The sequence below is a fragment of the Bradyrhizobium sp. McL0615 genome, from assembly GCF_049993905.1.
Lineage (GTDB): Bacteria > Pseudomonadota > Alphaproteobacteria > Rhizobiales > Xanthobacteraceae > Bradyrhizobium.
This window is the reverse complement of record NZ_CP188254.1, coordinates 1,654,870-1,666,071: the sequence shown is the minus strand read 5'-3', so window position 1 is coordinate 1,666,071 and position 11,202 is coordinate 1,654,870. Positions and strand designations below refer to the sequence as shown.

10 protein-coding genes are annotated in these 11,202 nt (G+C 56.4%); 5 read left to right on the top strand and 5 right to left on the bottom strand.

All coding sequences use genetic code 11. The features are described from left to right. Positions 1–89 precede the first annotated feature (89 nt). Entirely contained in the window at positions 90–1,451 is a 1,362-nt protein-coding gene (locus tag ACPPVP_RS07935) for a hypothetical protein (RefSeq protein WP_426532889.1), read from the bottom strand. A gap of 198 nt (positions 1,452–1,649) precedes the next feature. Next, a complete protein-coding gene (locus ACPPVP_RS07930) occupies positions 1,650–1,889 on the bottom strand; it encodes a DUF6894 family protein (protein ID WP_426532887.1) in 240 nt (79 codons plus the stop codon). 501 nt (positions 1,890–2,390) lie between these two features. On the opposite strand from ACPPVP_RS07930, the gene ACPPVP_RS07925 reads away from it, so the two are divergent. Then, entirely contained in the window at positions 2,391–2,687 is a 297-nt protein-coding gene (locus tag ACPPVP_RS07925) for a hypothetical protein (RefSeq protein WP_426532885.1), read from the top strand. A 720-nt stretch (positions 2,688–3,407) separates the two neighbouring features. Here the strand turns inward: ACPPVP_RS07925 and ACPPVP_RS07920 are convergent. Next, the gene (locus tag ACPPVP_RS07920; RefSeq protein ID WP_426532883.1) at positions 3,408–4,559 is read right to left on the bottom strand and encodes a histidine kinase dimerization/phosphoacceptor domain -containing protein; all 1,152 of its coding nucleotides are present in this window, start codon (positions 4,557–4,559) and stop codon (positions 3,408–3,410) included. Between the two features lie 780 nt (positions 4,560–5,339). Between ACPPVP_RS07920 and ACPPVP_RS07915 the strand changes: the two genes are divergently transcribed. Then, positions 5,340–5,570, top strand: a complete 231-nt coding sequence (locus ACPPVP_RS07915; RefSeq protein ID WP_426532882.1) for a hypothetical protein — start codon at positions 5,340–5,342, stop codon at positions 5,568–5,570. Between the two features lie 1,173 nt (positions 5,571–6,743). Here the strand turns inward: ACPPVP_RS07915 and ACPPVP_RS07910 are convergent. After that, positions 6,744–7,604 (bottom strand): SDR family oxidoreductase, encoded by an 861-nt coding sequence (locus tag ACPPVP_RS07910; RefSeq protein WP_426532880.1) that lies wholly within the window; start codon positions 7,602–7,604, stop codon positions 6,744–6,746. On the opposite strand from ACPPVP_RS07910, the gene ACPPVP_RS07905 reads away from it, so the two are divergent. Continuing rightward, a complete protein-coding gene (locus ACPPVP_RS07905) occupies positions 7,597–7,992 on the top strand; it encodes a hypothetical protein (protein WP_426532878.1) in 396 nt (131 codons plus the stop codon). The genes ACPPVP_RS07910 and ACPPVP_RS07905 overlap by 8 nt on opposite strands. Positions 7,993–8,471: 479 nt before the next feature. After that, positions 8,472–9,740: a hypothetical protein gene (locus ACPPVP_RS07900; protein WP_426532876.1), complete on the top strand. Its 1,269-nt coding sequence runs from the start codon at positions 8,472–8,474 to the stop codon at positions 9,738–9,740. Positions 9,741–10,607: 867 nt separating this feature from the next. Here ACPPVP_RS07900 and ACPPVP_RS07895 read toward each other — a convergent pair. Further along, positions 10,608–10,826 carry a hypothetical protein gene (locus tag ACPPVP_RS07895; RefSeq protein ID WP_426532875.1) on the bottom strand — a complete coding sequence of 73 codons (219 nt, stop codon included), beginning with the start codon at positions 10,824–10,826 and terminating at the stop codon, positions 10,608–10,610. Between the two features lie 171 nt (positions 10,827–10,997). Between ACPPVP_RS07895 and ACPPVP_RS07890 the strand changes: the two genes are divergently transcribed. Beyond that, positions 10,998–11,201 carry a hypothetical protein gene (locus ACPPVP_RS07890; protein ID WP_426532873.1) on the top strand — a complete coding sequence of 68 codons (204 nt, stop codon included), beginning with the start codon at positions 10,998–11,000 and terminating at the stop codon, positions 11,199–11,201. The last annotated feature ends 1 nt before the right edge of the window (position 11,202 follow it).

Genomic DNA, 11,202 nt, shown 5'->3' with positions numbered 1-11,202 from the left:
TCCCGCTTGCGGGACGTCCACAATGAAACAAGGACCCCAGATCTTTGTTAAAGATCAGTCATCTCCGCGGCCGGCTCTTCGGGATTCCGCTACTTGCCGTCAGTAATAACAGCCCCCATCGACACGAAGTTGGCTCCATTCAACCAAAACATCTGGCTGGCGGGTGTCGAAACCATGCGCTCGACAATTCCAGAAGGGACGCCCAAAAGTTTTGCTATCCGGCCCATCGCTTCAGTAGCTTTGATCGATATTTGAGTGTTGTCGCCGGACGCCGTCGTCGCCGCGTGTACTCCCACTCTCGCTCCATTCTGAACGGATTTGGTTGAACCCGCTGCAAAGACGAGAAAGCAAGCTGACGCGCAGATATTGCGTTCCGCAACGCGGGTATTAAGCGAGGCGGCGCGGACGACTCTTGCTAGGCTGGTTCCTTCATACAAGCTTCCCCCAATCGAATTAAGCTGGATTTCGGATATGGGATAATTTGCAAGTTGAGCTCTTTGTATTTCCAGCCTCAACGCTTCCGCGTCGCCTTCCACGATTTCTCCGGCGATCGAAATCGCGACAGTCCCACCAGCCGTTGCGTGGCGCTCGACTTCGGCGCCGCTCACCGGCAGGACGGTTAATCGAGTTAGCAAGACCATTCCCCAAATTATTCGAACAATCATTTCGCCCCTAGAATGCTCAACCGCATAACAAACTGAGTGGGCCAGAGCGCGTTTATTGTCGCTCCGGTGCCTTCGTTCGCTGACGACACTGCCTCGATCAACATCCCTTGCAAATGCTTTTGATTTTCTTATCGACGACCTGATCTTCCGCTCGAATTGCAGCGTCGCCGGGGATTTGGGGGCCTTGCGTGACCGTACCGTCAATACGGCCGCCGCTTTGCCCACCAGCTCGATTGAGCGCCGAACCGGTAGTTTGGGAACCGGCACCTGTTGACGAGTTGCTGCTAGATGATCCTCCGCTCGCGTTTGCCGTTCCGACGCTATTGGTTCCAGGCGCGGTGGGCACTTTGCTTGCGTTCCCGGCGCCGCTTGGATCATTACCGGAATTGTTGTTATCTCCAAGATTGGCGGGGCCATTAGGGACGCCACTGACCGCTTGAGAGCCTGCTCCGGCGGATCCAGCGCCTGGGGTGCCTGCCGCGCTAGGGCTCCCTGCAGTCGGACCACTCGCCGCGCCAGTCGCGGTTGTCCCAGCAGTTGCGCCGCCTGAGGACGCGCCTCCACCCGTACCGCCGCCGCCTCCTGCACCGCCCCCACCTCCACCACTTTGAGCGTATGCAGCGAGCGGCGACGCCAATAAACCAATGAGTAACAATCTGAAAAGCAAAGCCATCGCGGATCCTCCGTTTGGCGATCAACTATCTCATCCCGCACCCGTTCCTCGCGGCGCGATGGATCGCGGCAGAACTCGATCGCAAGGCAAGCAGCGAAGATATAGAAACTCACGTACTCCCGGCCGAAACGCCGTGATTTATCTCTCGCTCTTCTCGGCTCAGATGGATGATATGACGGGCAAAGCAGCTGGCAAGGCAGCCACCAAAGGCCAACAGCAACACCACACTGGAACGCCGAATGATCCGGAATAGCGTCCTCGTGCGTACACCGCTCAAGTAGGTCAATCGGGTCATGGTCGCAGGAAGCGGCTTACTGCGTTCGTTTGATTACGAACTCGAACTTAACCTCCATCACAGGTCCATGCACGTCTCGCACCTCAACTGCCATTTCTTGAGCTTGCGCGCCATCAGAGCGCATCGCGTCCCAAGCGATGCCAGCTAAAGATCGCGCGGCCTCATTTTGCGCTGCGCCGATCCCGATTAGCTCCATGCCCTCTTCATCGACGACCAGTTCGTCTCCTTCACGGAAATCGAAGTAATAAACGGCCATTCCAGCGCTCCCAAATGCAGGCGGGAGCGCAAAACACTCTCTGTCGCCGACGCCTACGGCTGAGCCTTCGCGGCGATATTCGTAAACCAACGGGGTGGTGCCTCAGTTCCTATTTGAAAGGCTGCAACAGCGTGGCGCAGGGATTAACCTACCTTCATCCGGGGAAACGCAGTAACTCGGTAACTTCACATGCGGCCTCGACCTGAAGGGCTTTTCTTTCGACTTCATCACGCTGACGTCCATGCGGAAGGGTTTGCGCCTCCTCGCGTCTAGGCCTTCTACCGTCCCGGCCGAGCGCTAGGGTGTCTGTAGTCGTCTCCCGAAATCTCTTTAGCCACTATTTGGTTGATGCTGCTCTGCGCAGCGGTCAGCTTGCGCACACCGGCAACGTTTCGATAAATCGGCTTCCGATTGTCTTTTGTCTGCGCCCACGATCGCCAGCCTATTGCGGAACCCGGTTACGATTAAAGGGTTTATCATGAGTAATCGAAAGGAAATAACATGAAGGTTTCAGCGATTGGCTTGGCCACCTGTTTTGCGTTAATCGGCCACGGTTCATTTGCTCAAGGAGCGCCGAGCGGTCGTGGCTCCACAACTGGCGATCCAGCGGCGAGCTCGCAGAATGCGAACCCGGACCGATCGGGTATGAGTCCAAACAAAAGTGGTAGCGGAACCTCAACGTCGGGCGGCAAAGACGCGAACGGCGATCAGGGGCGGGATAAAATGCCTGAGAGCAACTCATCCGTCAGGCCCGCACCAGGCAAGCCGGACATTCCAGATCCTACCAACAAAAAATAGCTCTTCGCGAGGCGATTCAAAACCCAGCAGACAAGTTCGCGGAATGTGTTGCAGCGACAGTCGAATCCGCTTCCCCGGGTGCTTCACTCTTTGACGGCTTCCGGGTTTCGGCAACGAGCGCGAGATCTTGACAAGCTCGCTCCTCGGCGGAAGTCACCCGCGAATTCCTTTCAGGAATATTCCGGATGCTGTTGTTTCACCGTCGCAATCGCATGCTCAAGAAGGGCAGCAGCTTGTGCAGATAGAGCCGGTTTCGCCGCTGCGTCTATCAATGGGTCTGCCTTCTAAATCCCGAAGAACATGGCCTTTAAACGAGGTTGCCCCTGCAGCCACACGGCTTTGATCGAATCGTAGCGGGGAAACATCGGTGGAATACAAATCGGGCGATTCCGAAAGCGCCGGGAATAAAGAAGAAATCGGTCCGATGCGAAGTTCACATTTTTCCGCTCGAGGTTACAAGCCAGCAGGAGCACTGCCGGAAAGGCAGCAGCGGAGCCGTATTTGGATTGCCCCGCGATAGGCCGCTAAGCCGTGAGGAAGTCGGGATTGCGAAGAGTAATAAAGGAATTCCGCAATCAGCCTCATTTCTCAGTTAGTGATGAATACGCGCGTCGCTGCGAAGAAGTGTAGGATCTCAATCCGCTTGAATTTGCGGATTTCGGATTGTTTCCCGGACAGGTCTTGCTTAGGCAAGAGGTAGATGAAGTCGGGCTCGGTAGGTCAGGGTATCAATGGGAAGGTAAGGATTGTTGTTGCGCCAGAATCGGAACTTTGCTGCTCGATAGTTCCTCCGATTTGTCTCGCTAGAGATGCAATAAGTTTTAGCCCAGACCCATTCTCACTGACATTGATGATGCCGCGCCCGTTATCCGACACAGTAAGGCGAGCTTCGCCAAAGCCAATGCCTCCCACCAATCTGACCGTGATCCTGCCGCCATCGGGCCCGAATGCATGCTTGATGCTGTTCATCGCAGTTTCATTCAAGATGAGGCCGACCGGCAACGCCCGGTCAATACTCAATTCGAGCTCATCAGACTCTACGTCGACCTCAACGTCTTCAATCTGTTGACGGATAGCGCTGCAAAGAGCGCGGATATAATCAGAAAGTCTTACCGTCTGCCCTTCGTGTCGAGGCGCGAGCTGATCATGGGCCAGCGAGATCGCGTTGATGCGACTTGCGACGTGATCCAGAGCACGATGGACCTCCGCACCTTGGGACCGACGCTTCTGGATGGAAATGGAGGACAAAACAAGCTGAAAGTTGTTTTTCACTCGGTGTTGCATTTCACGAAGTAGAATCTCCCTCCTTTGGGCCTCGGCGGCGGCCGCCATCATTCGCGCTTCTTCGGGGGGAGCATTGTGGCGTAGCACGGTTCCGATTAGGGCAGCAGCAGCCGTCAGGAAATCGGTGGTATCCTCAGTGAAGTCTCGCGGCGCTGTACTGTCCACCTCCAGCACCCCCCACGCCGCACCATTGGTGAGCACAGGCACGTTACTCACCGAGACGATCCCATGTTCCTTAAGGAGATCCGAACGAACGTATTCCTCTTGCTTGCCAAAATCCTTGATGGTGACCGGCTCTGCTGTCTGAAATGCCCGGCCGGGCGGCGACCGTAGGTCGGCTGACAATGTGGCACTACGAACGGCGCCTTCTTTCCATCCGACACCTGCGATAAGGAGAAGGTCCGAGCTGCGGGGACGATACTTAAGAACCTTTACGTGGTGTATCTCTACGGCCCGGGCGATCTGAACGACGGCCTGATCGAGGAAGCGGGTTAGGTCAGCGTTCTCACCTGCAAGTCGGCCAATATCGACCAGAATGCGAACATGGCGCCGGAGCTTATCCAGCGGGCTGCCTTCGCTTCCTTCCATAGAGCCGTTCTCCATTAGGCTCTAACGTTGGAGTCGTCAAAACGTGCCAGCCGGTGTGCCGGCCTTAGTGCCATGCCACGCGCGGGCTTCCCGGGGTGGCAAAAAGTGGAACAGGAGTTCTCGCTAGAACTCGTCTATCGCCATGGTCGGTTGGGGAAGGGAGTGATGTCGAAAACTCCGAAAAACAAAATTGTAGTGCTAGTCATCGAGGATGAGGCTCTGATTTTAGACTTGATGGAAGAAGTGCTCGCAGGCCTCGACGTCCCTCGAAAAATACGGCGTGGTGGATTTAGGAACGTTCATAGGCACTCTGCTTTCAATATCTGAGGCGCTATTCCAACTTTCCAACGTTATGCCATACGCCGCTCGAAGCTGTTCACTTCGCGGGAGGGCGCCATGGATTCGTGCGCGGTAGATTGCGCCAGCCGGCACGTGCGTGCTCATCGATCATCAGGCTGACTTGCGCTTGCTCGCGTGCCTACACAAACTACTGCGGCGAAAAAGCCGAACGCCGCGACCGAGGGGAACTCTCGGTGCGCCGCACCATTAGCAACTTGCAAATCTTTGCTGGTCGTTCGTGACTGCAAAAATTTTACTAGGCGCAGTTTTTTATGCAACCGGTCATCGTCTTGGTCACACGCGCCCTTTCTTTCACGACTTGGCGGCTTTCTTCACTGCCGAATTCGCGAGCCACTTAACCACCCAGCTCCTCGTCGTTTCAAACCATTGGAACGCGTACATACGTGCCGAGTTCCACTTAACCCGTCATCGGAGCCGCGCATGAAATTAGTTGAAACGTTAGAGCTGCTGTCGAAGGCGCGAGAATACGTTGCACAAGGCCAGGAAGAATTGATCGAGCAACGCGAGATTGTCGACCAATTAGAGCGGTGTGGGCGCGACCCGCTGGAAGCCATACTCTTTCTGGAAGATCTCGAAGATATGCAGGACGTGTACGCTGCTCACATGGATCGTCTTGAGAGGCAAGTCATGAGCCTTGTCAGACCGGACTAGGCAGCGAGAAATTTAGGAACGTCAAAGGGTACGTTTTGGGAAGAATTGAGAGTCTGGTACACTCTCAAACATGGCCTTGGGGGCAGGTACGCAGCTTTGCTAACCAGGCTCCTCGTGGAGAAGGCCGTTATCCTCGGGCTAAGCTGCCCTTTCGCGCCGCAGAAGATCATTTGTGACGTGTCAGGGTCAGAGCGTCCTCTCAACGACGCGGACAGACCTCGTCATCGTACTAGTTGGTGACGTAAGGCAGCTCGAAACAACGCCGGAGTTGGTTACTCCATGCCGAACGTGCGCCGGTCCCCTAAAACCCCCGCTTTAGACCAGTACTCAGCTTCCGACTCCAATCCACTTTCGGTCGGGGTCGCTTCCTCCTCGGGAGCTTCAGTATTGGTCGGCGCTCTTCAGAGCCATCAGAAAATATCCTCGAGAGGAAGCGCTCGTCACCCTCCTCGATAACCTCGATCTTGATCGGCTTCTTCGGCATCGCCCGAAAACGTCAGAATGAGATGTCGGTTCCCCGGTACTAGAAGCAGAACCGCCAGAGCGGTTTAAAAGATAGGGTCGCGAAGTGCTGAGCGGTGAATGAGTCGTACGGATCTCGCAAACGCCGGGCCTTTTGGCGTTTGTTCGTTCTTCCGCCCCTAAGCTTTGACATTCTATCCGAGAAGAGCCCGCGCGGTTCCGGCCACTTGCCAGCGACCTTCCCCTGTCCCGCCTTCGTAGAGTGCTTCGCCGGAGATGAAATGCGTCCCACCATCAAACCTCGTTAGTACCGCTTGCAGGCAAAGATCATAGATAAATCGGCTGCTCGACGCCAAAAGTTCTACCAAAAGTCGACATGCCGAACTACCTGCACCTCGACGCGGGAGACAAGACCCAACAGCTAGTGCGAGATTTTTTCGCTGATATCGGAGGTGCTTCGAATATTGAACTGACCGTCTTCGACGAAAAGCTTCTCGCTTCGTGAGAGGAACTCTCACTACGGCGCGGTGGCTTCAGCTTCCATCCTGATCGCCGGCGCGTCTAAATTCCGGGACGGCTCCGCGCGCCGTGCTCAGTTTGTGAACAAGCGCCGACTTCCGCGGCAGTCGAAGATCCGGATTGCTCGTTCTCCATATGCCATCCAAAAAAACGACCGTCGGCCGTAGTTAGATGTTTGAGACCTTCTGTGGTTCAGATAAACGGCTTTCCGCCAGTGACCGCGACCGTGGTGCCCGAAGTGTAGCTGGACAAAGGATCGGCGAGCATGACATAGGCGGTCGCGAGCTCGGCAGGCTGCCCTGCGCGTTTCATTGGCACCTGCTTGCCGAAGTTCGCGACCGCTTCTTCTGGCATGGTCGAGGGAATGAGCGGCGTCCAAATCGGGCCTGGTGCGACCGCATTTACCCTAATGCCTTTCGGCGCCAGCATCTGCGCCAAGCCGCCCGTGAAGTTCTGGATTGCCCCCTTCGTCGTCGCGTAGGCGAGCAGGATCGGATTCGGCATATCTGAGTTGACTGACGCCGTATTCACAATAGCGCTCCCCGACTTCATGTGAGGCACCGCAGCTTTCGTCAGATAGAACATCGCGTGTATGTTCACCTTGAAGGTCAGTTCCCATTCCTTATCGCTGATGTCGCCAATATCCTTGAACGTCGCCTGGTGAGCAGCATTGTTTACAAGGATGTCGACGCCGCCCAACTCCTCGACCGCTTTCTGAATGACAGTCCGGCAATGGTCTGGTTCCTGTATGTCGCCCGAGATCAGTACGGCCTTGCGTCCCTCCCCCTCGATCAGAGCCTTGACCTCCTCGGCATCCTCTTTCTCGCTCAAATACGAGATGAGGACATCTGCTCCCTCCCTCGCGTAAGCGATCGCGACGGCCCGCCCGATGCCGCTGTCGCCGCCGGTGATCACCGCCTTCAAGCCTTTCAGGCGGCCCGAGCCTTTGTAGCTAGTCTCGCCGTGATCCGGACGAGGATCCATCTTTGCAGTCGATCCCGGCATCGGCTGCTTTTGGCTGGGATACGGCGGCTTCGGATAGTCGATGGACATCATTCACTCCTGCGGTTTGGAGTTTCAATCGCCGGCAGGGCGCAGCGTTCCACTCAAAATCGACTCCTATCGGCTGCAACGCCCGCCGGACAATTCCGCACCAGGAAGCGCGGGCCCTGCTCCCAAACAGCAGGTAAACGCGCGCTCGACGGTCGAAGCGGCCAATTTAAGCCATTTTGCAATCCCTTCTGAAGCGGCAATAGCCTTATTCGAAAGGAACAGCCAGCGTCGCTCGCCGTCCCGGACCATTTGTTCGGCGGTGCCGCGAGAAATCGGCTGGTTAAAGGCGCATCATCGATCTCGCCTGTTCGTTCACGGTAGTTCCAGGCGACGTATTGAGTTCAAAAGGATCGACAAGCGCTCGGTGATGATGGGAAAACTCAATTAGGAGCGCCGCGTTCCAGTTGAGCGCCGCCGGCCGGGGCGACTTGGCATACGTCTCCGAGCACGTTTGAGGCGATGAGGAAACTGGGCTGGGCGTGGCAAAGTGGGATCGACACAATAGCTGAGCCCTCGTGCGCGCGATCCTCGAACGCAGGTGTCGCGCTCGCTTGAGCTTATTGCACGATATGGCATTTCGAGCGATCGAGTGCAACATTGTGGAGATGGCATCATTCGGTGCCCTGTGCCAACCAACCGAAGCCTCAGTAGTGTGAATGGAGCAGCCGTAAGATCGCAATATTTAGTGGGCTCAGCGGCGGGTTGATCGCCACATTCGGCAGCCCGCGGCACAATCCTTGAGGATCATACTTCGAGAAACATCGTACAAGCGGCCCTGCGAATCGGCCGGTGCGGTCATTCCTCAAATTAGGACCCAAATGCAGCTCCGTTCGTTGGAGATGATCTTACCCAGCAGTGAAAAGCCATATGGAGACCATCGAAGCATACTTTGGAAGAAAGCATGAGGAACTCCGGCTATTGAACGATTGCCTGAAAAGTCCACTCGATCTCATCCGACCGGCGTCCGTCACAGAAGTGGTCAGGTGCAAATTTCAGTTAACTGCTGCGCTTAGGGCCGAACATGCCTTCCACGATTGGACGATTACAGAAACAGCTTGGTCAGAGAGGCCTAACGCTGCCGGGCCATTCAACTTCAAATACGACTACCAGCGTGCAGATCTGGAGGTCAATGGTCCTTCATTCTACGGTAGGGATGACGAATTCACTCACGAAACGGTCTACACTGCTTCCGGCATGGCGGCCATCTCGGCGCTGCTGTTAGCGTACGCTCAAGAAGCCGATCTTTTGGTTCTTCAGGGCTCTTACAGTGAGACGTTGGAATTCGTTGAAGGCTATGCGCATCATTTGCAGCTGGTCCCGCTGAGGCAATTGCAGGAAGGGGCAAATGGTCGGACTTGTTCATCCCGGATCCTCCTGCTCGATTCTTGCGCCGCAGGCGACGTGTTTGAAGAGACTGTGCGCTGCAGTAGCCCAGCGCTCGATCTCGTGATTTTCGACACCACCTGTTTTTCGGGCGGGTCGGGCCGTATTCGACGCGCCTTGGGATGGGCGCGGACATGGGGTGTCCCAGTCGTGATGGTGCGCAGCCACACCAAGCTGGACTCTCTTGGTGCAGAATATGGCCGGCTGGGCTCCGCCGCTTTCGTTCATTGGGAGAAGAACGATCCGTGGATTGTAGGATCGAGATTCAGCAATCTTCCGGCCGAAATGAGAAACGCAGTTCGACTGCTCGGCGGCGCTGCCCTACCTGCACATTTCCCGCCATACGTAGGCACTTCATCTTACCGGGCATTGACGGAAAAAAGGGTGGCGGCCATCCTGCACAATAGCCGCCGTGCATTCAAGCAGCTCAAGTCTATTCTACCAGGTCAGACTGTGGAGCAGTTCGCGCACGGCCTTTTTGTCAAGCTAGGGAGTATGCAGCCTCTCGACGAAGCGACGGCAAGGCAGGCTGCTGCAGACATGAGCAATGATCTGAGCCGAGAGGGCTTGCCAATCCGGCACGCGGGAAGTTTCGGCTTCGATTTTGCTGCGACCGAATGGTGTCAGTCCTCCGCAACGGGCGGTTATAGTGTTCGCCTCGCTGTACCTGACCTCCCCACCACTCTTTGGGACGATGTCCTACAAGGGGTCGCTGAATGGTGGAGCGCGCATCAGGGCCGCGCAGCTGCGTGATCCACGCGTTAGTAAGACAAGACCTTCTTTTTGCGACTCTGGATATCTCGCTCGATCTGACTGGCGAAGATTGGCGATAACACGCATCGCTGGTCGCGAGCGCCGTGCTCGCCGCGTGGCCGGAAACACAAGGTACGGCTGGCTAATGTTGGCATCGTGGCAGTCGAACGTGCTTAGGTCTCGCCGCCAAGGACGGCAGGCGAGGTGCACCAAGGCGCATTGAGGGATCTTGCCATCTTTTTCCGATGATGAGGACTTTCGCGATTGGAACGTATAAAACCCCGACGATCGTGACAAAGCTCTCTGTGAGCTTTGTCGATGATCGGCATGACATTAGTGCCGCTGGGATCATTCGTCGCTCGGCACGTAGGTCAATCGCCGAGGCTGCCCCACACGGCAACACGGTGGCATTTTCCAATATCGGCGCTGGCTGGGCGACAGGACGCAGGATCGCCCGGCCGCGCCCTAGCCCGAAAACTGCGCCGTGAAACTTCGCTCTTCGGGACCAGTGCCTTGGTACGCCGCTGAAGGCCTTTAAGACCAGCCACCTGCAAAAACGCGGACGCATGGTTGTTGCTGATATGTCTCACGGAAGAGCCAAGTATCGCGCGTATGCCGCGGCGAGCTTCGACTTAGCAAATAACCTTCTAAAATCTGCATGGTTCGCGTCGCTTGCGCTCAGCCGAACAATCCTAGAAACCAACCAAGAACTCCTAAGAGCGGGAGGAGAGCGACCCCGATCAAAAGCAACGGGGCGGGTTCATTACCGCCAGAATCGGTGGGTTGCCCATTGTCCATACCGGCCTAATCCGCATCGATGCACTAGGTTCCTATCCAAGCCGCGCGGTGTGCAGGCGGTATTAGACTTCAATGTCGTGGCTTCCATCTTAAGCGGGTCCAGAATGCCCACGCCACGCCGGCAGCGGCGGCTATGATGGCGCGGGTCGAAATGCCGCGATATAGGTACTCGCGTTCCTGTTTTTCTTTCTTGCCGCCCTCGACGATCAGCTGGTTCTGACCGGTGCCTATCTCAATGTGCGCCGAGCCAAGGCGGCCGGAGACCACCGGCACGTGGTAGAAGTCCAAATTTGTCAGGGTCCAAACTTTTCAAGCGGGCCTCCCATGAGCCGCCGCCCTAGCCATCCGCTTCGCCGACCCGGCCCGTTCGCCTGTCGGTGAGGCGCGAGTGAAACTTAGCCGACCTTCCCGTATTGTCTCCTTACGCCGGCGCGGGGCGCCGTCCAACGGAGATTAGTAATGAGCGAGCTTGTATTACGTTTTGAACATACGGTGGGAAGGGCGGCGCTCAAGCTATGGTCGGCTCTTCCGCACCATCTTCAGGACCGGCTGTTCAAGGATGCGGTCGGCGGAGACGAGCAATTGCGACATCAGCTTGCGGTCTATCTGCACGATCACCATCCGCGTACCGCTCATCCGACCAAACCGACGGCGGTCGCCTAAC